23 protein-coding genes and 1 tRNA gene are annotated in these 22,174 nt (G+C 53.0%); 21 read left to right on the top strand and 3 right to left on the bottom strand.

Translation table 11 applies throughout. The features are described 5' to 3' along the window. Nucleotides 1-22: 22 nt before the first annotated feature. Nucleotides 23-1,051 carry a tRNA preQ1(34) S-adenosylmethionine ribosyltransferase-isomerase QueA gene (gene queA, locus DPQ25_RS01300; RefSeq protein WP_112331997.1) on the top strand — a complete coding sequence of 343 codons (1,029 nt, stop codon included), beginning with the start codon at nt 23-25 and terminating at the stop codon, nt 1,049-1,051. A gap of 118 nt (nt 1,052-1,169) precedes the next feature. Here the strand turns inward: queA and DPQ25_RS01295 are convergent, their stop codons facing one another. The 3 genes from DPQ25_RS01295 to DPQ25_RS01285 are packed head-to-tail and all read right to left on the bottom strand — an operon-like array spanning nt 1,170 to nt 3,942. Next, entirely contained in the window at nt 1,170-1,514 is a 345-nt protein-coding gene (locus DPQ25_RS01295) for a phenylpyruvate tautomerase MIF-related protein (RefSeq protein WP_112331370.1), read from the bottom strand. A gap of 54 nt (nt 1,515-1,568) precedes the next feature. After that, on the bottom strand, nt 1,569-2,633 hold the full coding sequence (locus tag DPQ25_RS01290) for a uridine kinase family protein (RefSeq protein WP_112331369.1): 1,065 nt from the start codon (nt 2,631-2,633) through the stop codon (nt 1,569-1,571). Between the two features lie 25 nt (nt 2,634-2,658). Continuing rightward, on the bottom strand, nt 2,659-3,942 hold the full coding sequence (locus tag DPQ25_RS01285) for a glycoside hydrolase family 125 protein (protein WP_112331368.1): 1,284 nt from the start codon (nt 3,940-3,942) through the stop codon (nt 2,659-2,661). Between the two features lie 203 nt (nt 3,943-4,145). Here DPQ25_RS01285 and DPQ25_RS01280 point away from each other — a divergent pair. From DPQ25_RS01280 to DPQ25_RS01185, 20 genes are all read left to right on the top strand, one after another. Further along, nucleotides 4,146-4,232 (top strand) — tRNA-Leu (locus DPQ25_RS01280). A gap of 495 nt (nt 4,233-4,727) precedes the next feature. After that, a complete protein-coding gene (locus DPQ25_RS01275) occupies nt 4,728-5,648 on the top strand; it encodes a ParM/StbA family protein (protein WP_112331367.1) in 921 nt (306 codons plus the stop codon). Then, a complete protein-coding gene (locus tag DPQ25_RS01270; protein WP_112331366.1) occupies nt 5,645-5,920 on the top strand; it encodes a plasmid segregation centromere-binding protein ParR in 276 nt (91 codons plus the stop codon). The genes DPQ25_RS01275 and DPQ25_RS01270 overlap by 4 nt, the downstream gene beginning before the upstream one ends. 28 nt (nt 5,921-5,948) lie before the next feature. Further along, nucleotides 5,949-6,497, top strand: a complete 549-nt coding sequence (locus tag DPQ25_RS01265; protein WP_112331365.1) for a hypothetical protein — start codon at nt 5,949-5,951, stop codon at nt 6,495-6,497. A gap of 149 nt (nt 6,498-6,646) precedes the next feature. Next, nucleotides 6,647-7,150, top strand: coding sequence for a hypothetical protein (locus DPQ25_RS01260; protein ID WP_112331364.1), 504 nt, complete (start codon nt 6,647-6,649; stop codon nt 7,148-7,150). A gap of 142 nt (nt 7,151-7,292) precedes the next feature. Then, nucleotides 7,293-8,246, top strand: a complete 954-nt coding sequence (locus DPQ25_RS01255) for an amidoligase family protein (protein ID WP_112331363.1) — start codon at nt 7,293-7,295, stop codon at nt 8,244-8,246. 5 nt (nt 8,247-8,251) lie between these two features. Beyond that, nucleotides 8,252-8,770 (top strand): gamma-glutamylcyclotransferase family protein, encoded by a 519-nt coding sequence (locus DPQ25_RS01250; protein ID WP_112331362.1) that lies wholly within the window; start codon nt 8,252-8,254, stop codon nt 8,768-8,770. 82 nt (nt 8,771-8,852) lie between these two features. Beyond that, the gene (locus DPQ25_RS01245; protein WP_112331361.1) at nt 8,853-13,133 is read left to right on the top strand and encodes a SpaA isopeptide-forming pilin-related protein; all 4,281 of its coding nucleotides are present in this window, start codon (nt 8,853-8,855) and stop codon (nt 13,131-13,133) included. Beyond that, on the top strand, nt 13,130-13,879 hold the full coding sequence (locus DPQ25_RS01240; RefSeq protein WP_112331360.1) for a class B sortase: 750 nt from the start codon (nt 13,130-13,132) through the stop codon (nt 13,877-13,879). Before DPQ25_RS01245 ends, DPQ25_RS01240 begins: the two co-directional genes overlap by 4 nt. A gap of 174 nt (nt 13,880-14,053) precedes the next feature. Beyond that, entirely contained in the window at nt 14,054-14,299 is a 246-nt protein-coding gene (locus tag DPQ25_RS01235) for a hypothetical protein (RefSeq protein WP_112331359.1), read from the top strand. A gap of 4 nt (nt 14,300-14,303) precedes the next feature. Beyond that, nucleotides 14,304-15,467 carry a methionine adenosyltransferase gene (gene metK, locus DPQ25_RS01230; protein ID WP_112331358.1) on the top strand — a complete coding sequence of 388 codons (1,164 nt, stop codon included), beginning with the start codon at nt 14,304-14,306 and terminating at the stop codon, nt 15,465-15,467. Between the two features lie 18 nt (nt 15,468-15,485). Next, entirely contained in the window at nt 15,486-16,454 is a 969-nt protein-coding gene (locus DPQ25_RS01225; protein WP_112331357.1) for a DUF3991 and TOPRIM domain-containing protein, read from the top strand. Between the two features lie 109 nt (nt 16,455-16,563). Continuing rightward, nucleotides 16,564-17,223, top strand: coding sequence for a hypothetical protein (locus tag DPQ25_RS01220; protein ID WP_242978183.1), 660 nt, complete (start codon nt 16,564-16,566; stop codon nt 17,221-17,223). After that, complete coding sequence (locus DPQ25_RS01215) at nt 17,220-17,852, top strand: hypothetical protein (protein WP_112331355.1); 633 nt, start codon at nt 17,220-17,222, stop codon at nt 17,850-17,852. The genes DPQ25_RS01220 and DPQ25_RS01215 overlap by 4 nt, the downstream gene beginning before the upstream one ends. Before the next feature lie 75 nt (nt 17,853-17,927). After that, nucleotides 17,928-18,710 (top strand): DNA-methyltransferase, encoded by a 783-nt coding sequence (locus DPQ25_RS01210; protein WP_407928148.1) that lies wholly within the window; start codon nt 17,928-17,930, stop codon nt 18,708-18,710. 96 nt (nt 18,711-18,806) lie between these two features. After that, on the top strand, nt 18,807-19,145 hold the full coding sequence (locus tag DPQ25_RS01205) for a DUF7768 domain-containing protein (protein ID WP_112331353.1): 339 nt from the start codon (nt 18,807-18,809) through the stop codon (nt 19,143-19,145). Nucleotides 19,146-19,277: 132 nt separating this feature from the next. Then, nucleotides 19,278-20,087: a DUF6329 domain-containing protein gene (locus tag DPQ25_RS01200; RefSeq protein ID WP_242978182.1), complete on the top strand. Its 810-nt coding sequence runs from the start codon at nt 19,278-19,280 to the stop codon at nt 20,085-20,087. Nucleotides 20,088-20,105: 18 nt separating this feature from the next. Next, entirely contained in the window at nt 20,106-20,414 is a 309-nt protein-coding gene (locus DPQ25_RS01195) for a plasmid mobilization protein (RefSeq protein WP_112331352.1), read from the top strand. A 79-nt stretch (nt 20,415-20,493) separates the two neighbouring features. Then, a complete protein-coding gene (locus DPQ25_RS01190; RefSeq protein ID WP_112331351.1) occupies nt 20,494-21,834 on the top strand; it encodes a relaxase/mobilization nuclease domain-containing protein in 1,341 nt (446 codons plus the stop codon). 4 nt (nt 21,835-21,838) lie between these two features. Continuing rightward, nucleotides 21,839-22,108 carry a DUF4314 domain-containing protein gene (locus DPQ25_RS01185; protein WP_112331350.1) on the top strand — a complete coding sequence of 90 codons (270 nt, stop codon included), beginning with the start codon at nt 21,839-21,841 and terminating at the stop codon, nt 22,106-22,108. The last annotated feature ends 66 nt before the right edge of the window (nt 22,109-22,174 follow it).

The following is a 22,174-nucleotide window of genomic DNA, read 5'->3' as shown; positions in this document are numbered from 1 at the left end:
TAATGATACATTGAAAACATTCATGAAGAGAAGCGACTTTTTTTATCAGCTCCCGAAGGAGCTTATTGCACAAATACCGGTTGAACCCCGGGATGCTTCGCGTTTGCTCGTTCTCAATAAAAAGACTGGCAGCGTGGGCCACCGGCATTTTTATGATATTGTTGACTATCTTGAGCCGGGGGATTGTTTGGTATTGAATGATTCTCGTGTGCTGCCTGCCCGCCTTTACGGAACCCAAGAGGGTACCGGCGCGCGGGTAGAGTTTTTGCTGCTGACTCCGCGCGGGAACGATATTTGGGAAGTGCTGGCCGGCCCGGGTAAAAAAGCGCGCCCTGGCGCAACGTTTGTTTTTGGCGGCGGCCTGCTGAAGGCCGAGGTGCTTGAGGTTGTTGAAGACGGCAACCGCCTTGTTCAGTTCAGCTACAATGGAAATTTTTATGAGATTTTGGATCAGATTGGAAAAATGCCGCTTCCGCATTATATTACAGAGGAGCTCAAGGATAACGAGCGTTATCAGAATGTCTATGCACATGAGGTAGGGTCTGCGGCCGCGCCAACGGCAGGACTTCATTTTACTCCGGAGCTTTTGGAAAAAATAAAGAATAAAGGGGTACAGGTTGCCTTTGTAACGCTGCATGTCGGCTTAGGGACTTTCAGGCCTGTAAAGGTTGACAATATACAGGAGCATAAAATGCATTCCGAGCATTACGCGCTGCATCCGGATGCAGCCGAGGCGATCCGCGCGGCAAAAGCAGCTGGAAAGCGCGTAATAGCGGTAGGGACCACCAGCTGCCGTACATTAGAGTCCGTTGCTTCAGCAAATGGGGGAAAGATTCAGGCCTGCGAGGGCTGGACGGATATTTTTATTTACCCAGGATACGAGTTCAAGGTACTGGATGGATTGATCACAAACTTTCACCTTCCGGAGAGTACGCTGATCATGCTTGTTTCTGCCTTTGCTGGTTATGAGCATACGATGAACGCGTATCATGTTGCGGTAGAAGAAAAATACCGTTTTTTCAGTTTTGGCGACGCAATGCTTGTGGTGTGAGTAAAAATCCAGAACGGAAAAGAACCCGTAAAAGCCCAGATTTACCGAGCTTTTACGGGTTCGTGATCTGATTAAAAACAGCCCTTTGGGCGTTTTTGGGGGCTCCGGGGGAAAAAAGCTAGAAGTTGGCGCCGTTCCAACCCCAATGGCTGCATTCTTCGTATTTAATGTAGACATGGTCCAGTGAAATACCCAGAACCTCCTGATAAATTTTGCAGATCTCTTTTGTGAGCTGGTCATAGGAACGGTCTGTAGCTTTTCCGAAAATTTTTACCTCGACAAAGGCCATGGGTTCGTCGCTTTTTCCGCGAAAAAACATCGTACAATCTGTATGGAATGTGAGCATAAGCCATTGCTCGGATTTACCGGGGATAATAGCAATAGCTTTTCCGAGCTTTTCCCTCAGAAGCTGCTGCTGGTTTTTTTCCAAAGGAATATTCACGGTGGTTTGAATACAAGGCATAAAACGGCTCCTTTCTACGGTTTGTTCAGGAAGTCTGTAAACGGTAGAGTGAAATTAAGTAGACAAAATAATATTGCAGTGTTCCTTGATATGGTATGCATCGAAATAGCGGTTTTCCAGTGGAATCCACAGCTCTTGGAACCGCTTGGATAATTCCGGTCCGTTTCTTTCAATAATTCTCCGCGCCTGCTCCTCCGGCGAAATATCGACAAATACGCAGAGATCGTAACAAGTGTGAAGATGGGGATTCATAGCATAAACGCCTTCGATAATATTGAGAGCCTTGGGACTGACGGCCTTTTTTTCAGAATAAGCGGCAGAATGGCAGTCAAAAACGCGGTAGGTAAACGGAACGGAAGCCGCCAATGGAGCTAGAACCTCCTCCTGAAAGCGTTCGTAATGCACATTGCCCCCGGGTTCCTGGTAACGTGCCGCCGTACGCATGGAAGGAGGAAGGAAAAAATCGTCCATATGGATGACGTTGGCATCGTAGAGCTCGGCTAACCGCCCAGCAAGAGTACTTTTACCGGCGGCCGCATTACCCTCCAGTGCAATGGTAACCCGTTGCTTTTCTTTTAAGAGCCGGTTTACCTGAAAAAGTACGGGGAGCAAAATTGTATAATCTCGATGGAGAACACGGTATGCCGGATGATAGGCCTTTTTATAAACAGCACTGTGGCTAATTGCAGGAAAGCCGTCTGCTTGGTATTTTACCAAAAATTCGTCCAAAGCCCCAGGGGAAAAGGGGAGATATCCATCCGAAGCCGCCTGTCTTAAAATCTCAAGCTTTGTCGTGAGGCCCTCTTTTGTGCCGGTATGCACGGCTGAAGAGCGAATGAAAAGCTCGTTGAGGCATTCCATAGGAAGCTCGACTGGATCGGCGGCCGCCAGATAAAAGCGCTGGCGTTTGTTGCCGAGCTCCTCCAAAGCAGAAGTGGATATTTGAACGGAAGCCGCCCTTTGCTGCTCTTCCTTCAGGCGGAGCAGCGAGGCGTTAGGATTTTGAATAAAATGTCCGCCGCCAAATTCGTTTTGATAAACCAGCTTTACTGCGTCGTCAGGTTGCATGGCGGGATATTTCTTGCCGTGTTCAATAACAATTTGTAAAAGCTCATTCATAAGGCGTTCTCCTGTTCGTCTACCCCTAATTAAAAAAATGATTATCCATTAAGGTGTTGAGCAGCTGTGCAAAGAGGGTATTGGCCCAGGCGAACCACTCGCGGGTAAAGTTTTCCGGCCGGTTGGGGTCAAAGGATTCGTGCATAAAATTCGTACCTGCATGTGTTTTGGACAGCATATCCAGACAGGAAAGGATTTCTTCCCGGCTGTCGGAAGTTAGGGCCTGCATAACAATACCGATAGGCCAGACGTGGCCTGCGGGTGTATGCGGGCTGCCCACCCCCTTGGCAAGCTTGCCCTCGACATAATAGGGGTTATCAGCAGAAAGGATGAAACGGCGGGTGTTTTGATAGCGCATATCGTTTTTGCCGCAATAGCCAAGGTAAGGCATGGCCAGTAAGCTTGGCGAGTTGGCATCGTCCATGAGGTTGTAATTGCCAAAGCCGTCTGTCTCATAGGCATAAATATCGCCGTATTTTGGATGTCTGACAATTCCGTAGTCTTCAATCCCCCAATAAATTTCTTCCGCTAAATCAGCGTATTTTTGCGCCAGGTCATTGTCGCGGTAGACTATTTCTAAAATTTCACGGCCGTAACCCAATGCAACCTTAGCCATCATATTGGAGGGGATGAGGTAGCCGAATTTGCAGGTGTCGTCAGAAGGCCGGAAGCCGGACCAAGTCATGCCGGTGACATTGACGGGGCGCCCCATCCCCCGCCAGGGCAGGGTGTCTGAATGGGGGCAGCCAGTCCGGCGGAAATAATAAGAGGAGTGCTTGTGATTCTGCTCCAGCGTAAACAAGCTATGAATTTTTCGCAGCATATCATAAAAAGTCATTGAGAATATAGAGGTCTTACCGGTTGTTTTCCAGTATTCGTATGAGAGGTACAGGGGAGCGCAAAGAGAATCTACTTCATACTTGCGTTCCCAGACGCGGGTGTCTAGCAGCGTGTCGTCCTTTGCGCCAACACCGCTGGCAGATTCGTTAAAGGCGTTGGCATAGGGGTCAATACAAACACACGCTGCTTGTTTAGCAATGATGCCCTCTAAAATCTGCTGAAGCTCCGGTGAACCGTTTGCGTACTGTACATAGGGCTTTACCTGCGCGGCAGAGTCTCGCAGCCACATAGCCGGAATATCCCCTGTAATGACAAAATAGCTACCATCTTCAAGCTGCTTGACAGTCGTCTGTATGGTGTTAAGAAAACAAGGCTCCGCCAGAGAGGCGAGGGAAGGGTAATGTGCTTCATAGTAATGCTTCAGGTCGGCTGCCCGCTGTGTTAATATTTCAGGAATAGCGATGTTCATTCGCAATTGCTCCTTTCGGGGTTACATTTTGATTAAAATTGGTATTGTATATAATTTAAGTATGCCAAAAATAAAAGAATTTTACAAGGAGAATTTTGTGTCCTAAAATTATTGCGCGAATTTTACAAGAAAAATAAAAATATCTGCTTGACAATGATTCGGGCATATGCTATTATATAAAAGCTGTCACGGACAGTAAATAAGCGGGTATGGCGGAATTGGCAGACGCGTATGGTTCAGGTCCATATGAAAGCAATTTCATGGAGGTTCAAGTCCTCTTACCCGCACCATGATTGGGTGACAAAAAAGATGTCACCCAATTTTTTTCAGTATTCATGCGGGTTTGCGGGCTTTTTGGAGCAAAATCCGAAAAACGGTTTTACCGTAGATGTCCAAACAGCAAACCGCAGCAAAATCCGTCAAAGCGGGGCTTCCGCCTGAAAATTCAGGCCGGAGGCCCCGCTTTTTTGCGTTTTACACCTTTTTCCCGTTGCCAGAAGTGTAGAAGTTTCCGGCAGTTTCATAGACAGATTGACGAATCCCCAAAACGGGCCAATTTTAAGCCCTCAAGATACAAGGGGGTAGTGCGCCCTTTTTTAGAACCTCCCCGGCAGGCCGCCGGGGAGGTTTTTCGCAGCGACTCTTCGCTTTCCCCCTCTCCCACACCCTCACCCCCTAAATTACTTACCTGGCTGGGAAAGAACAGGATTCCCTCCAGCAAGCTTACTCCAAACCAGTAAACCTTCCAAGTTTTCAACAACCGTCAAGAAAGGATGCTAACAATCATGAACATCGGTATAGACCACGGCTATTACGCCATCAAAACCCGGCATTTTTCTTTCCCAGCCGGTATCTCGGAATATTCCCACGAACCCTACACCCTGCAGAACACATTGGAGTACGGCGGGAAGTTTTATGTCTGCGGAACCGGCAGACAGCCGATCCTGCGAAACAAAATGGAGAACGACAATTACTACCTGCTTACCCTTGCCGCCATCGCCAAGGAGATCAAGCAGCGGGGCGGAATGCCAGAGTGTTCCGTCAAGCTTGCCGCAGGGCTACCTCTGGCTGGCTTTGGCCGTGAGAAAAAGCCCTTCCGGGAATACCTTCTGCGTTCTTCCCAGCCGGTCAGTTATCGGTTCGAAGGAATCGCCTATAAAATCACCATCGAAGATGTGAAGCTGTTCCCGCAGGGGTATTCTGCCATCGCCATCCACCCGGAGCTCATCCAGAACGAACCTTCTGTCCTGCTTATGGACATTGGTGGCTGGACGGTGGATCTCATGCGGCTGGACAACGGCGTCCCAAACGCTTCGACCTGCCGCAGCTTGGAACTCGGCATGATCCGCTGCATTGACGAAACGAAGGAACAGATTCGCCGGGATACCGGACTGTCTGTGACCGACGCGCAGGTGGAACGAGTGCTGGCGGGAAAGCCCTGCAGCATGGACGAGGACGCCCGAAGCATCATCCAAAAGCAGGGCCGTCTCTACACCGAACGGCTTCTCTCGTCAGCCATGGAATCGGGGTTTGACCTCAAAGCCATCCCGGTAGTCATGCTGGGCGGCGGCGCGGCGGTGGTCAAGGGCAACGTGAGCGAACAGGACAGCCTGTGCCGGACTTTTGCCCTGATTGACGAACGTGTGAACGCCGAAGGATTCGAGAGGATTTTGGGGCATTTGTCGGGCAGTGTGAGCAAGGGATGAACAGGCCCCTATTCGGCTTCCGCCCCAACCTCCAGAATGAGCGCCACCGCAGGGCTTGGGAAATCCTGCAGGCTGTGCCGGACGGGCAGAAAAATGCCTTTCTGGTGCAGGCGATTCTGGAGAGCGAAGAAAAGGAAACCTTTGAAACTACCCTGCGGCGGGTGCTGCGGGAAGAACTGCAAGCTGTCCCTTCCCAGCCTGTGAAGCAGCCGGAGGAAGCCATCCCGCAGGAGATGATGGGCTTCCTCGGTTCCCTGCTGGGAGAAGATTAACTCTGTTTAAAACGAAAGGAACCGACTGATGAGAAAAGAAATCTACAAAATCAAAAACCCCAAGCACATTGTGTTTGGCGATCCCCTGTATTTCGAGGATTTCAAAGGGGCCGAGCTCAAACGCCTCACCGTGGATTACAAACCGCCCAAATCCTTCGACGCGGCCCGGCTTGTCCTGCTGGAGAAGCCGAATGAGAAATACCCCGAATACACAGACCGGACGATGACGCTTTACCTTGCCCCAAGGCAGACCATAGACGTCTATGCCGATGAGAAGATCTACGCCTCCAAAAAAATAGATGGAAAATCCATCGGCGTGGATACCGCCCGCTATTACCTCAGCATTGACGGGCGCGACGATATAATCAGGACCGGCGCGGATGGCTGGTGGGGCAGTTTTGAGGAATACTACCGGGAAAACGGAAAAAGCCGCATCTCAGACGCCGTTGTCCTGACGGTTGCAATACCGGAAGAACAGGATTTTAACCGGATGAAGCAGATGGCCGGATATTTCTTTGAGGATATGCAGCCAGTTACCCCAAAAAAGCAAAAGAAAATGGAAGGGCCAAGCCGCTGAAAACCCCCAACACGGCCTTTATTGGTTGTGACGTATGTTGCCCCTGCTTTGGCTGAAAGGTTGTTGCTCTTGGTGATAGCTTTATCCCAGCTTTTTCGATATGCTTGTGTTGCCCGAAAGGGAGAAAAATTGAAAGGGAGCGATGGAGCATGGAAACCAAGGGCGTAACCTGTAAAATCCCGCTGGATCTGCATAACCGAATTAGCGAGGAAATCCGGGAAACGGAAAGCACCATGAGCAAATTCATCGAAATGGTTATCCGGGAACATTATGAGAAAGGGGTTAACAAGACTATGGAAAAAGGAAGGACATTAGCATTTCAGGTAAGCGAGGAATTGTTCCAGAGGGTGAAGGAATACCTTGACCGCTACGAGAAAGCCTATCACCGCCGCCTCACCCAAAAGGAATTCGTCATCGGGCTGATCGAACAGGCGCTGGAGGAAGCCGAAGAAGAATTCGAAGCCGCCAGAGCCGCCGAGCATGAGGAACAGGCAGAGAACGGCTGGGAACCCGCAGAAAGCCCCGAAAACGGCGGGGACGATGAGGATGCCATGCCGGAAAGCTGGAATCAGGATGAGGATGAAGAAACCGAGCCGGATGACGATGCCATAGAAACCGACGAATCCTTTGAAACAGAAGAATCCTACGAATAAAAAGCCAACAACACCCCCGCAGGACTGAGGTACAGCCCCAGCCGCCTGCGGGGGTGTTTTCATATATATTTACATTTTAGCGAAGGAGCGTGATATTTAAAACCCATAACAATTCGAAAAAAACGGGAGGTGACCACCATCGATTGATTTAAAAGACCAATATTTTGGCTGTGAAATTGAGATGACGGGGCTGACCCGCCAGCAGGCGGCGGAAGCGGTGGCTTCCCTGTTCGGGACCACCGCTGTCCATTCCCGTTCTTCCCGCACCTATGACCCGTGGGAGGTAACCGACAATGAGGGGAAAACATGGCGGTTTGTCTACGACTCCAGCATCCATGGTTCCCACCGGATCGGGCGGCAGCTGCTTGCCATCGGTGACAGCGCCTACAAGGTGGAAATGAATTCCCCCAAACTGGAATACAGGGAAATGCCGAAGCTGCAGGAGGTTGTCCGCACCCTCCGCCATGCGGGGGCTGTGGTGAATGAAAGCTGCGGGATGCACGTCCATGTGAACGCCTCCAAACATACCCCGCAAAGTCTCAAAAACGCCCTTTCCATTATGTATTCCAAAGAGGATATCCTGTTTAAAGCCCTCAATGTCAATGAACACCGGGTGGAGCGCTGGTGCCAGAAGGTGCGGGAACCCATGCTGGAGAAAATCCGCAAGCTTCCCACCAATACCACCATGGACCGGTTAAGGCGGGAATGGTATGAGGGTTCTGACGGAAGCTATGAGCACTACAACTGGACAAGGTATTACGCCCTGAACCTTCATTCGGTGTTCTATCGCGGCACCTTGGAATGGCGCTGTTTTGAAAGCACCCTCCATGCCGGTAAGGTTCGGGCGAATATCACACTGGCGCTGGCGATTTCCGCACAGGCTATCAACCAGAGCAGGACCGTCATGCGAAAAACCGAGATCAGCGAAAACCCCGCCTTTACCTTCCGCACCTTTCTTTTGCGGCTGGGCCTCATCGGGCCGGAATACAAAAATGTGCGGGAGCACTTGCTCTCGAACCTTCCCGGCGATCGGGCGTGGCGGTATGACAAAGCCCAATACCCCAGCCTGCAGAACCGCCGAAACCAAGAACGATAGAGGTGATGAAAACCAACGAAAAACTCTATTTTGCTTATGGAAGCAATATGAACCTAAACCAGATGGCGTTTCGCTGCCCCGATGCGGAAGTGGTGGATACCGTCCGCTTGGAAGGATACCGCCTTGCCTTTTGCATGAACGGCGGCGGGAATGGCGTTGCCACCATTCTTCCGGCAGAAGGAAGCTGTGTGGATGGCGTCCTGTGGCGGATCTCCGAACAGGATGAACAGCATCTGGACCATTACGAGGGATTTCCCTATCTATATGGGAAGGAACCTGTCACCGTGACGGATCGGAATGGACGGCAGAGGGAAATCATGGCCTACACCATGAACAGCCCTTACAAGGATGTCCCTGCCATGCCCTCCAAAGCCTATCTGGAAGGAATCCTAAACGGCTGCCGACAGAATGGGATCGAAATCGCCCCTGTTTTGGAAGCAGTCTGGCTTACCCAAAGGGAATTGCCGAAGAAAGCAGTTCCGCAGAAAAAACACCATCGCCGGAAAAGCGGCGAAGAACGATAATCTGAACACTGGCCCCCGTGGACTGAGAGCTCTCTCCCAGCCTGCGGGGGCCTTTTTTTATTTTGTCTAAAAGGAGAATCGTATGAAAAAACATCTGAAACGGCTGCTGTCCATGATGATGGCGGTACTGCTCTGTTTTGGGATTTTCCCAAGCAGCGCTTTTGCCAAAGAATATGAGTATGACGGGTACATCTCCATGATCGACCACAAGAGCAGAGGATATTCCCTCAGTTCCAATCTTCCGGCCCCGTTCGGCGGGTACAACTCCGATAAGTTCACCGAACTGCGGATCAACGACCTGAAAGCCTTCCGCACCGCCTACTGCATCCAGTTCAGTGTAGGCGTACACACAGGGATCGGTTATGACCAGTCGGATGATTACGCCGCTTTTACCGCCGGGCAGAAATCCATGATTAACACCGCCCTGACCTTGGGATACAACGTGGAAACCGGAACCAAGTACGGCGGCAGTGCCATCGACGAGTACATCGCCACCCAAATTCTCATCTGGCTCATTGCCCATGGGCAGTTGGGGACCGGGTACGAAACGCAGATCGTCAATGAATTCACCGCAAACAGCCCCGCCGCGAAGCCTATCTTCTATCAGCTTCGGGAAAACGTCGTGAATTACCACACCATCCCGTCCTTTGCTACCGGCGATCCCAGCGCGGTCGGAGCATATACCCATGACCTCAAATACAACGAGAGCAATGGAAAAAACGAAACCACACTGGTGGATGAGAACAATGTGCTGGGAAATTTCGCGGTCAGCTATCCGGGCGTGGATTTTTCCGTCAGCGGGAACCAGCTTCGTATTTCCACCGATAAAAAGGAATTCGGTACCATTACCGCCGAAAAGCGGCTGCCCTCTTCTGTTCCCGGCGTGGTAACGGGCGGTACCAAATACTGGCTGCGGGACGAGTACCAGAACGTGGTCACCTTCGATGTGAAAGGTTCCGCAGAACCGGTGAAATGCTACTTCTCCCTTGAAATCAAAGCAGGTACCCTGCAGCTTGTGAAAACCTCTGAAGATGGAGAGGTTTCCGGCATTCCTTTCCACATCTCCGGCAACGGTGTTGAAAAGGATGTGGTGACGGGGCCGGATGGGACCATTCGCGTGGATAACCTCCAAGCTGGAAATTACACCGTAACCGAAAAGGCCCCGGACAAATACGTCCAGCCCGAATCCCAGCAGGTAACCATCTACCCCGGCCGGACCTCCAGCGTGAGCTTTTCCAATATCCTGAAGAAATTCACCGTGGAGATGGAGAAAGTGGACTCCGCCACCGGCGAAGCACAGGGCGATTCCACCTTGGATGGCGCTGTGTACGGGATGTTCAAGGGAGAAACCCTGCTGGATACCTACACCACGGCGAACGGGGGCAAGTTCACCACCAAGGAATACCCCTGCGGCCCGGATTACAGCATCCGTGAAATTTCCCCCAGCGAGGGGTACCTGCTGGACGAAACCGTCTACCCGGTAGGCGCGGAACCGGGCAATTTCACCTTGGAGAACAACAGCATCCCCATGACTGCCACAGAGGACGTCATCCTCGGCAGCATCGCCATCACCAAGCATACGGATCAGCCTGCCATCCCCGATCAGGAAGAACCCGCCCCACAGTCGGATGCGCCTGCTGAGGAAAGCAATCCCGCAGAGAGCGTCCCTGTTGAAGATGTCCCGGTGGAAGAACCGGCAGAAAGTAATTCTGTCGAGGAAGCGCCCACCTCCAGTTCTTCGGGGATCTCGGAATCCACCCCTGTGCCGGAAGATGCGGATGCTTCCTCCAGCCAGCCGGAAGAAAGCGCGGAATCCGGACCCACGGCAGAGTCTGCTGAAGAACCATCCCCTGAAAGCAGCCCCGCGCCGGAAAGCGAGCCGCAGCCTGCCCCAAGCGTATCATCTGTGCCGGAAATCATTCCTGCAGCTGCCAGCCTTGCCTCCAAAGCCCCTGTTCTTCCTTTGTCCGCCGCAGCCTCCAGCGACGATGTGCAGATCGAACAGCCGGAAGAAGGAGCGCAGTTCCAGATTTATCTGGCCAGCGCAGGCAGCTATGAGAACGCAAAAGAAACCGAGCGTGACCTGTTGACCACCGATTCCTATGGATTTGCCCGTTCAAAGGATCTTCCGTATGGTCTGTACATCGTGCATCAGACCAAAGGTGCGGAAGGACAGAAATTTGTCCCGGACTTTTCTGTGTTCATTTCCGAGCACGGTAAAACCTATTATTTCATTCTCAATAACCCCACCTTTACCTCCCTTATCCGTTTCGAGAAGAAAGACGCCGAATCCGGCAAAATCATTCCTCTGGCGGGAACAGCAGTCAAAATCCGCAACGCTGATACCGGCGAGTGGGTGGTACAGCATATCAACTACCCCAGTCCCATCGATATCGACACTTTCGTGACGGACGCCACAGGAACCCTCATGCTGCCGGAACCGCTTCCGTTTGGAAATTACGAGTTGTATGAACAGCAGAGTCCATGGGGATATGTTCTTGACAAAGAGCCGGTTCCCTTTGTGGTGGACGGTTCACAGGACGTGGTTACAGTAGAGAAATACAATATCCCGCAAAAGGGAACGATTACGGTTTCCAAAGAGGGCGAAGTATTCAGCCATGTTGTAGAATCCGGCGGGATGTACCAGCCTCAGTATGAGGTGCAGGGCCAGCCGGGCGCTGTTTATGAAATCACTGCACTGGAAGATGTCGTTACCCCGGACGGAACCGTCCACATGAAAGCAGGCGAACTGGCGGCTACTTTGACCACCGGAAGTGATGGAACCGCCACCTCGGAACCTTTATATCTCGGCCGCTATCAGGTGAAGGAAATCACTGCGCCGGATGGCATGGTAATCGATCCTGAACCCAAGGAAGTCGTTTTGCCCTATGCCGGTCAGGAAGTAGAGATTACCTCTGCCAGCGTTGGCTTTGTCAATGAACGCCAGAAAGTGGAGATTTCCCTTAAGAAGCTGCTGGAACAGGACGAAACCTTCTCCCTCGGCATGAATGAGGAATGGAAAAACATTACTTTCGGACTGTTCGCTGCGGAACAACTGACCGCCTCCGATGGTACCTCCATCCCGGCAGACGGGCTGATGGAAACCATCGGCATTGACGAGAATGGAAACGCCGTATTTACAACCGACATCCCCTGCGGGGCTTCCCTGTATGTGCAGGAAATCGGAACCGACGATCACTACATTTTGAGCGACCAAAAATACCCTGTGGTGTTTGAGTATGCCGGACAGGATGTGGCGAAAGTGGAAATTGAAGTGAACGATGGAGAGGCCATTGAAAATACCTTAAAGCGCGGCAAAATATCCGGCTGGAAGGTGGATCAGGATGGATTTGAACTGGCAGGCGCGAAAATCGGCCTGTTCCGTTTCGACGAAACCGAATTCACCGAAGAAACCGCGTTTTTGGTTACCGAAAGCAATGAGATCGGGTGCTTTGAATTTGACAAGGTACCGGTTGGAAATTGGCTGGTTCGGGAAATCGCGTCTCCGGCAGCCTTCGTATTGACGGAGGAAACCTTCCCGGTTGAAATTACCGAGGACGGGCAGACCATTGAAATCCGTATCGAAAACCAGATCATCAAGGGTACCGCAGAAACCACCAAGGTGGACGCCGACTACCCGGACCACAAGCTGTCGGGGGCTGTTTTTGAAGTTTACGCCGATGTAGATAACAACGGAGAATTCAATGCGGATATCGATAAGCTGGCGGGAGAAATGGTCGAAACCGAGCCGGGCCTCTATCAGATGAAGGACCTCGTGTATGGAAATTACTTCCTGCATGAAAAGGAAAGCCCGGAATTTTTCCAGAAGGACGATGGGTATTACCCTTTCTCCATCACCGAAAATGAAGCGATTGTGCGGATCGAAACCGAAGCTGGCGTTGGCTTCCTCAACAAAGCGCAGACCGGTTCCCTGAAGGTGGTAAAGACAGCCGATGACGATAAGATTGAAGGGCGCACCTTCAAAATCAGCGGCACCGACTTCATGGGCAACCCCTATGAGCAGGAGTTCCAGACCGATGAAAAGGGCGAAATCCATGCGGAACTCCGTGTAGGCGAATACACCGTATCCGAAGTGGCTGGCGAGGACGCCGAAAAGTACATCCTGCCAGATGACCAGACCATAGAAATTAAGGCGGGAGAAACCACGACCGTCAAGATGCACAACAAGCTGGTGCCGGAGGTTCCCACTGTGCCGCAGACCGGCGACCACCCGTGGACGCCCGCTGTTTTAATTGGCCTTTCCGTGCTGGCGGTTTTGTCTGCTGGCGGGCTTCTTGTCCTGCGCTTTGCAGGCAAAAAGAAAAAGGCCACAGGCGATGAGGATCAGGGCGCAGAAGAATGAAAATCTTCCTGAAAGGATTTTGCATCGGCCTTTTGTGCCTGAGTCTTTTGGGGCTTCTCTGGTTCTTGGTGCTCCAACCGGGACTGACCAACAGAGAAGCACAGAATTTGAAAGAAGAATACGCACAGCCCCTCCCCGGAGAATCCTCCGGGGAGCTACCGGCTGGGAAAGAACAGCCGGAACCGGAATCCCTTGTGGCTCTCTCCGCCCTGCAGGCCGAATACCCGGATATTCAGGGTTGGATTTCTATCCCCGGCACCTGTGTGGATTACCCGGTTTTGCAGAGCAGCGCCGATGACCCCGAATACTATTTGCGGCGCACCTACAAGGGCGAGCATCGCACTGCCGGAAGCATTTTCTTTCAGTGGGATTGTTCCCCGGAAAGCAAAAACCTTGTAGTCTACGGGCACAACATGAACGATGGGACCATGTTCGCCGTGCTCCAGAAAATGGCGGATGAAGCCTTCCGAAAAGAGCATTCCAAAATCCTCCTGCAGACCAGCGATGGGCTGCGGGAATACCGCATTGCGGCTGTGCTGAAAACCGATATTCAAAAGTTCCCCTTTAACCGCACCGAATTTGCGGACGATGGGGATTTCCTGTCTTTTCAGAAGGAACTCTTCGCACAGTCGCTCTACAAACCCGAAACCATCCCCGGCGCGGACCATCGCCTGCTGACGCTCGTCACCTGTTCCTATGAGTGGGAAAGCGCCCGCACGGTAGTCGTCGCCACAGAAGTGAGGTGAGAATCGACCTATGGAACCAAAAGCCATTATTTTGATTGTCTTATGCGCTGTCATTTTAGGCGGCCTTGTGTTCCTGCATATCCGTAACAGCAGGAAAAAATAGCGGAAGCATGAAACCGGGCGGGATGCCACAGGGTACCCCGCCCATATTTTTTGTTACACTGGAGGGATTGATTGAAGAAAAACGGACTTTTAGATGTGATAGCCAAACAGCGCCGCACCTATATCTCCAACCTGCGCCTGCAGCCGGAGCTTAAATGGGCGGCGCTTGGGGATTTATACCGCCTGCCGGACAAGGAAAAATACCCCTTAAAGGAATGGGAAGAAGCCGTGTCCTACCTCTTAGGCTGCGAGGTGCATTTTGAAAACTATGAATCAATCGGGAAAAGCCTCAAGCCTTTTTCCTTGGAGGTGAAATGAGAAAATGAACCAATTTTATACCGCCGAATCTGTGACGGAAGGGCACCCGGATAAGCTGTGCGACATCATCGCAGACAGCGTGCTGGACGAATGCCTCGCCCACGACGCCCTTTCCCGTGTGGCCTGCGAAGTGCTGGCCACCAAGGGGCAGGTTATCGTGGCTGGAGAAATCACCAGCCTGTTTGAGCCGCAAATCCCCGCCATCGCCCGTTCTGTTCTTCAAAAGGTAGGGTATGATCCGGCACGATACGCCATCCAGTGCCTCGTCCATAAGCAAAGCCCGGATATCGCCGCAGGGGTGGACTGTTCGTTAGAGCGCAGAAGAAATCCCTCTGAAGATCAGCCCGCCCTGCAGCTGGGGGCCGGAGATCAGGGCGTGATGGTGGGCTACGCCTGTTCGGAAACCCCGCAGATGATGCCTCTGCCGGTTATGCTGGCCCACCGCCTCACCAGCGCCCTTGCTGCCGCCCGGAAAACCGGGGTGATGCAGGGCCTGCGCCCGGACGGGAAAGCACAGGTCACCGTGGAATACGGCGAGGATGGCAAGCCCCTGCGGCTGGATACGGTTGTCCTTTCGGCCCAGCACAGCCCGGAGAAACCCATGGACGAACTCTGCTGGGAACTCACCGACAAGGTGCTGGCCCCGGCGCTGCAGGCCCTGCCGCCGGATGAGGATACGAAAATCCTTTTGAACCCTTCCGGGCGGTTTGTTCTGGGCGGCCCGGAAGCCGATACCGGCCTCACCGGGCGAAAGCTTATGGTGGACAGCTACGGCGTGTTCGCTCCCCACGGCGGCGGCGCTTTTTCCGGGAAAGACCCCACAAAAATGGATCGTTCCGGCGCATACATGGCCAGATATATCGCCAAAAACCTTGTAGCGGCGGGCTTGTGCGAAAAATGCCAAGTCACCCTTGCCTATGCCATCGGGAAAGCCGAGCCGGTGATGGTGGAGGTGGATACCTTCGGTACCGGCACAGTCTGCGCCGACGATTGTCTGGCGGAGGCGGCGCGCTTCGTGTTCGGCTTAACGCCTGCGGAGATCATTTCCCAGCTCAACCTTTTAACGCCAAGATACACACAGACAGCCGCCTATGGGCATTTCGGCAAGCCGGAATTTCCGTGGGAACGCACCGATCAGGCGAAAATCCTGCGGGCGGCTGTCATTTAACAGGAAAGGAGTCTCTCCATGCCCGGAGTAAGCGAAGAACAAATTGCCGCCGCCAGACAAATGACCGCCATTGAATTTTTGCAGCGGTACCGCCCCGGAGAACTGGTCAAAGCCGAAAGCCGGGGCGAATTTCAGCTGAGAGCGCACGACAGCTTCAAAATCAACGAAGAAACCAGCTTCTGGCATTGGAAAAGCCGGGATGTCGGCGGCAAGACCGCCCTCGACTATCTCATTAAGGTGGAAGGGGTAAAGTTTGTAGACGCGGTGCTGGCCCTGTGCGAAGAAAGCCCCGGCTATATTCCGCCATCTTCCCAGCCGGAGCAGAAAAAGGAGTTTGCACTTCCTCCGGCAGCGGAGAATAACCGCAGGGTGTTTGCCTACCTGATGAAGCGCGGGATCAGCCGCAAGGTCATCGAAGCCTGCGTCCGGGCGGGGATACTCTATGAAAGCGCCGATTACCACAATGCCGTGTTCGTTGGAAAAGACGAAGCCGGTACTGCCCAGTATGCGTTCCTGCGGGGTACTTACACCAAAGGAAAGCCTTTCAAGGCGGAGGTATCCGGCAGCGAAAAAGCATACTGCTTCTGCCTCCCGCCCAAAGGAAAAACCAACCGGCTGGCAGTTTATGAAGCGGCCATCGAAGCCCTTGCCCATCTGACGCTGGAAGGGACTTCGGATAAATGGCGGCTGTCCCTTGGCGGGATCTATGCCCCCAAGGAAGGACAAGAAACGCAGCCCTTTTCCTTCAAAAAGCCGCCCGCGCTGGAAGCATTCCTCAATCGGCACCCGGAAATTAAGGAAATCGAAATCTGCACCAATAGCGATTTTGCGGGACGATGGGCAGCCGGACATTTGGCAAAAGCCTATCAGGGCAAGTACCGCATCGTGGAGAACCTGCCGGGAAAAGATGGCTGCGATTATGCTGATTTAGCAAAAGAAAAACAGGAAGAACAGGCCGCCCGTCAAAGGGCGGCTTATTCTCTTTAGAAGGGAGAGATATCGAATCGGAGAAAATGAAATCACGCTGAAACTCTATTCCCCGCTGACCGGGGATTTCTACAAAAACGATGTAAACGAATATGGCTGGAACAACGGCGTGGCCGATTACCCCACGCTGTTTTCAGGCGTCGACATGGCCTACTACGAGGAAAGCATCCGGGAAGCCGTGGAACAGCGCGACAGCGATGACGGCGGGAATTTAATGCCCTACTTTGACGAGGATCGAAATCCCGGCGTCAAGAAAAAGGTACTGAGCGCCGTTCCCACGGTGGAAATCCGGGATGGGGAACTCATGGGCTGTACCACGGTAAAGCTGAAGGCGTCTCTCACAGAAGCAGAAATGCAGGATCTTCAGGATTATCTCAAGGGGCAGTTTTCCGATGGCTGGGGCGAGGGATTCGAGCAGCAGGAAATCCAGACCGGCGATGGCGTGCTGTATGTTCACTTTGCAGAAGAACCCTTTGACTTTACAGTAGAACAAGTGCAGGACACAGAAGCTTCCAAAGAACAGCCGATTCCCAAACGCCCGAAAATGAAGCTGGTGGGACAGGATGGAAATATCTTCGCTATTCTCGGCAGGGCATCCCGGCTGCTGAAAGAAAATGGACAGCCGCAACAGGCCAAAGAGATGAGCAGCCGTGTCTACCAGTCCGGGGATTATTACAAAGCGCTGAACATCATCAGCGAATATGTGGAAACGGAATTGTCGGAGAAAGTTCCTGCAAAAACCAAAAAGGAACGAGGTGAAGCAAGATGATTAGAAAGTATGAGATTACCAATATCGCCCATCCACAATACCCATGGCTGCATCGCATTCGAGCTCTTCGAGACGTCCGAGAGGACGTTCATGTTGGTGACCTTGGCGGTTTTGTGCAGTCAGAGGAGAATCTGAGTCAGGATGGGCAAAGCTGGGTTGCAGACAATGCGGTCGCAGCAGAAGAAGCATATATACATGGAGATGCCATCCTGTGGGATTATTCCTGTGCCCGTGGCTGCGCCTCCATCTCCGGCCCCAGCAGAATTGGTGGAAATGCCATTGTAGAGGACTACGCCATCATTGCTGCCGGTTATGTCCATGGCGACGTCCATATCTCGGGGAACGCCAAACTTTTTGCGAACGCTGTAACCGGCGGTATCCCCACTGTTATGGAGAAAGCTTCTGTTTATGGCGAACTTGGCGGGGAAATTGAAGTTCATGAAACTGCGGTTATCCTCCCCGGCGTTATGATTGACAACCCTACCAGCGATGTGATTCACATCGGGCCGGACAATATTGCTATTGAGCGCAAATTCAAGCGTGAATCATCCCTTCTCACTCCGCTGCCCGGTTTCCAACCCAAGCAGCGGAGTGCCATGAAAAAGCACCATCGCGGAGAAGAACGATAACCAAACAAGGAAAGGAAGATGCCTCTGAACGAAACGAAAGAACTGTCTCAAATTGTTGATGAAACCATTCTGCCCATGAAACACAGCGGCGGGGATGGCTGGAGCATCCTGCATGGGGACACCCTGCAGATCATCCGGGCATTCAAGCCGCAGGTGTTCGACGCCCTCATCACCGATCCGCCCTATGCTTCGGGCGGCTGGAAACCCTCGGAGAAAAACCGTACCACCAACCAGAAATACAGCAGCATGGACCCGAAGAACGCCCTGCCGGATTTTGACGGGGATAACCGGGATCAGAGAAGCTGGACGAGATGGATGGCGGAGTGGCTGGCCGATGCCCGGAAAGCCTGCAGGCCGGGAGCGCCGGTCTGCCTGTTCATCGACTGGCGGCAGTACCCTTCCATCACCGACGCTCTCCAATGGGCCGGATGGATCTGGCGCGGTTCGGTGGTTTGGGATAAGATGACTTCCCGCCCCCAGAAAGGCCGTTTCCGCCAGCAGAGCGAATATGTGGTGTGGGGCAGCAACGGCCCCATGCCGGTGAACCGCCCTGTGGGATGCCTTCCGGGAGTATTTCGCTATGCCAACCCGCAGAACCGTACCCATGTCACCGAGAAGCCCCTGCAGCTTATGCGGGATTTGGTGAAAATCTGCGTACCGGGCGGTCGCATCCTCGATCCCTTCTGCGGGGCCGGAACCACCGTCCTCGCCGCCAAGCTGGAGGGATACGAAGCCGTAGGCGTGGAAGTTACCGACGCCTACTACAAATTGGGTTCCGACCGGGTGCGCTTCGCTTTGGAAGCCCACACCGAAGCGGAAGAAACCGCCGAATCATCCTGTGGTTGTCCACGTGGATGACCAACAGAAAACCAAACGGCAGGCTGGACGTCCACATGGACAACCAGCCTGCCACTGCCAGTTTATCAGATATATATGAAGGAAAGGAAAATCATCATGGAAAAAGCATTCGCCTACATTTGCGCGGCTTCCGACGCCGCGCCCCGCCTATTAAAACGCTACTGCCGCAAGGTTTATGAGCTCGGATACGTCCCCATCTGCCCGAAGCTGAGTGAAGCGCAGTACCTCCAGCCGGATAATGCCGATGAAAAGAGGGATTTCCACAGCATCGCCCGTCAGAAGCTGGGCCGGTGCCGTATGCTGGTGGTGTGCGGGAATGAAATCAGCCACAGTATGTCTGCTGAAATTGGAGCCGCTGAAAAGCGAAATCTCATCTGCACCACCCTCGACGGCCTTGCCAAAATCAAGGAAGCGGATGAGAACGGCGGCCTCTAAATCAGCGGTTTCTTTCTTTTCCAGCCGGTGACTGGTTTTGCAAGCATAGCGTTTGGATATCCAAACGCATCTTGGGGAGCGCCCCAACCCCCCGCAGAACCGCACCGGCTGATTTCGTTCAAGAAATGAGAGGTGAAGATACTGAGAGAAAAGCAATACGCCGCGTTCGCGGCAAACGCCAAAACACTTAATAGCCTGCGCCGAAACGAGGTAAACTACGTCCCCGGCGTTTTTGAAGTGGCAAAGGTCATCGTCCTGAACAAAGAGGATTTTGAAAAGCTCTCGGAGGACGTCTCCCCGGAATACCCCTTCCTCAAGGATAACCGGGAAATCATGAGCGCCTCGCCGGGTGGGTTGTTTCGCTGCCTCATGGTACGGGCCGAGGGGGAAAAAGAAAATATGCTGATTGCCCAAAGGAAGGATACCCTGTATCTTGGCTACGGCAGGGATTACCGCAGCTTCGATCTGCAGGGGGTGCCGGTAGAACACATTGCCTTGGAGGAACCGAAAGCCTATCAGGAGCACGCTGTTTTTTACCACAGGCCCAGCCATATCAGCGACCTCAATGGGCAGAACCCACTGCGGCCTGTGCCGGAGCGACAAACCTGTTTTCAGGTGGAACAGGTAGTCGTTCTTTCCGACGAGCAGTTCCGGCAGTTTCAGGAAAACGGCCTCAAGGACGATCAGATTTTCCTGTTCGATTACAGCGACAAGATGTGGTTTGATCCGGGCAGCTTCTGCTGGCACTGCGTGCTGGTCAAAGGCGAAAACAGCAGAGATGGTATTCTCGTAGACGCGGAAGGATATTCCTACGCCCGGTATGCAGCCTTTGCCCCGGATTGCGACAAACTGCGCCTGCAGGATGTTCCTGTCCATTACGAATACCCTGCCAGAGCGCCGGAGCAGAAGAAAACCCGCAAAAGGAAAGAACCGGAGCGTTAAAAAGGAGCCAAAGCAGCTATGAGAAAACGAAACCACATCATCCCTCTTCATTTAAACAAAAAGGAACTGGCGCATCTGGAAGCGCAGGTGAAAACAAGCGGCCTACCCCGTGAGGAATTCCTCCGCACCCTCATCATGGGTGCGGAACTGCGGGCAAGGCCCTGCGACCACCATGCGGATCTGCTCCACAAGGTGGCTGGGCTCTGCAACAACGCAAACCAGCTTGCCAAGGTCGCCAATACCTATGGGGAAGCCAGCCAGCAGAGCGTCGAAGAAATGACCAATCTGGCCCGTCAGGTTTGGGAGGAGGTCAAAAATAATTGGTGAGAAATAAAATTGATTCGCGGGCGGCCAGCCTATTATTTTTCCGAAACAAAGGGCGCGAATTGCGTCCGGGTGCTACCCGGTGGCATATACCAGCGTGATCCCCGTGCACCGCCTCGACAACGCCATCGACTATACCCTCGATGAGAAAAAGTGTTCCCGCAGGGAAAATGAGGAATCACTGGAGGGGGAAATCGATAAAGCCCTGAACAAAGATAAAACCGAGCAGGATCTGTTCGCGTCCGCTCTCGGCTGCACCTGTGAAACGGCTTTTCAAGATATGTGCCGCGTCAAGGAAATGTGGCACAAGGAGAAAGGCGTGCAGGGTTTTCATCTGGTGCAAAGCTTTGCCGCCGGGGAGGTTTCCCCGGAACTGGCCCATCAAATCGGGCTGGAATTCTCCGAACGGCTTCTCGGCGGGCACTTTCAGGCGGTGGTCAGCACCCATCTCAATACCAAATGCATTCACAACCACATTGTATGGAATTCTGTGTCCATGAAAACCGGCAGGAAATACCACAGCAATGAAAGAACCTATGTCACTGGGGTGCGGAAAATTTCGGATGAACTGTGCGTAAAGCACCATCTTTCCGTCATCCGTACAGAGAAATCGGAACGGGTGGCCCGCCCCTATGCCCAGTGGCTGGCCGAGCAGAACGGAGCGCCTACATGGAAAACGCCCATCCAGCAGGACGTGGATGCAGCGATTGCTTCTTCTCTCACATGGAAGCAGTTCCTGCGCGCTTTGGAGCAGAAGGGCTATGCCTTTCGGTTTGACCGCAAATACCCCACGCTGATCCTGCCGGGCAGCGGGTGCACCGTCCGGTTTAAGACCTTGGGCAAGCAGTACACCCCGGAAGCCATCCAGCGCCGCATCCTCTATCCCAAGCCTCCTCACCGGGCTGGGAAAGAACAGCCTCCGGCCAACCGTTTTCTTCTCCTTCTTGGGGAAACACAGCCCCGCAGGCTTTCCGGCCTGCGGGCCCTCTACTTTTCCTATCTCTACAAGGTGGGGGCGCTGCCCAAGAAGCCCCGGTATATAAGCTGCGCTGTGCGGGAGGATATCCGCAGGCTGGACCAGCGGATCGAGCAGGCGGAATTCATCTTCCAGAACAAAATCGAGGACCGGGGCCAGCTGAATGCTATCCGTCAGAAAGCGGAAGATGAAATCGCTGTGCTGATAAAGCAGCGCTATAAGCTCTACCGCTACGAACCCGGTTCCCCGCAGATCGGCGTCCTCACAGAACAGCTCAAAAAGCTGCGCCATACCGCCAAGCTGTGCCGGAATATCGAAACCCACTCCATTGAGATGGAACAGCGCCTGCAGGCAGCACAGCGGGAAGAACAGCAGCGCAAGGAACAGCAAGCACAGGAACAAAAGAAAAAGCAATCCCGAAACCGGGAAAATCAGCAAAGGAGATGATCGATTGAACCGAATTCCTACCAAAGAACAGGTGGCATATATCCGCCAGCAATACCCTGCTGGAACCCGCATCACCCTGCGTTCCATGGACGATCCGCAGGCCCCACTGCCCGGTACAAAAGGAACGGTTTCCTATGTGGACGATATGGGGCAGATTGGAGTGAAATGGGATACCGGTTCCAGCCTGTCTCTCATTCCCGGCGAGGATTCCTTCTCTAAGGAACCTGCACTGGAAAAAACAAAACACAAACGCTCCCGTGATTTGGAGCGATGAAAGGAGAATGCTGACTGAACTACGGAAGCGATCCAGCCGACCAGATTGTCCGATTTACCCTTGAGG

It is taken from the genome of Hydrogeniiclostridium mannosilyticum, assembly GCF_003268275.1.
Taxonomy (GTDB): domain Bacteria; phylum Bacillota; class Clostridia; order Oscillospirales; family Acutalibacteraceae; genus Hydrogeniiclostridium; species Hydrogeniiclostridium mannosilyticum.
The sequence above is the reverse complement of the archived record's forward strand: the minus strand, read 5'-3'. Positions and strand labels throughout refer to the sequence as shown.

Bases quoted from the DNA above. Each gene is read 5' to 3' on its own strand.
- queA (WP_112331997.1), top strand. From the start codon at position 23: ATGAAGAGAAGCGACTTTTTTTATCAGCTCCCGAAGGAGCTTATTGCA.
- DPQ25_RS01295 (WP_112331370.1), bottom strand. From the start codon at position 1,514: ATGCCTTGTATTCAAACCACCGTGAATATTCCTTTGGAAAAAAACCAG.
- DPQ25_RS01290 (WP_112331369.1), bottom strand. From the start codon at position 2,633: ATGAATGAGCTTTTACAAATTGTTATTGAACACGGCAAGAAATATCCC.
- DPQ25_RS01285 (WP_112331368.1), bottom strand. From the start codon at position 3,942: ATGAACATCGCTATTCCTGAAATATTAACACAGCGGGCAGCCGACCTG.
- DPQ25_RS01275 (WP_112331367.1), top strand. From the start codon at position 4,728: ATGAACATCGGTATAGACCACGGCTATTACGCCATCAAAACCCGGCAT.
- DPQ25_RS01270 (WP_112331366.1), top strand. From the start codon at position 5,645: ATGAACAGGCCCCTATTCGGCTTCCGCCCCAACCTCCAGAATGAGCGC.
- DPQ25_RS01265 (WP_112331365.1), top strand. From the start codon at position 5,949: ATGAGAAAAGAAATCTACAAAATCAAAAACCCCAAGCACATTGTGTTT.
- DPQ25_RS01260 (WP_112331364.1), top strand. From the start codon at position 6,647: ATGGAAACCAAGGGCGTAACCTGTAAAATCCCGCTGGATCTGCATAAC.
- DPQ25_RS01250 (WP_112331362.1), top strand. From the start codon at position 8,252: ATGAAAACCAACGAAAAACTCTATTTTGCTTATGGAAGCAATATGAAC.
- DPQ25_RS01245 (WP_112331361.1), top strand. From the start codon at position 8,853: ATGAAAAAACATCTGAAACGGCTGCTGTCCATGATGATGGCGGTACTG.
- DPQ25_RS01240 (WP_112331360.1), top strand. From the start codon at position 13,130: ATGAAAATCTTCCTGAAAGGATTTTGCATCGGCCTTTTGTGCCTGAGT.
- metK (WP_112331358.1), top strand. From the start codon at position 14,304: ATGAACCAATTTTATACCGCCGAATCTGTGACGGAAGGGCACCCGGAT.
- DPQ25_RS01225 (WP_112331357.1), top strand. From the start codon at position 15,486: ATGCCCGGAGTAAGCGAAGAACAAATTGCCGCCGCCAGACAAATGACC.
- DPQ25_RS01215 (WP_112331355.1), top strand. From the start codon at position 17,220: ATGATTAGAAAGTATGAGATTACCAATATCGCCCATCCACAATACCCA.
- DPQ25_RS01210 (WP_407928148.1), top strand. From the start codon at position 17,928: ATGAAACACAGCGGCGGGGATGGCTGGAGCATCCTGCATGGGGACACC.
- DPQ25_RS01205 (WP_112331353.1), top strand. From the start codon at position 18,807: ATGGAAAAAGCATTCGCCTACATTTGCGCGGCTTCCGACGCCGCGCCC.
- DPQ25_RS01195 (WP_112331352.1), top strand. From the start codon at position 20,106: ATGAGAAAACGAAACCACATCATCCCTCTTCATTTAAACAAAAAGGAA.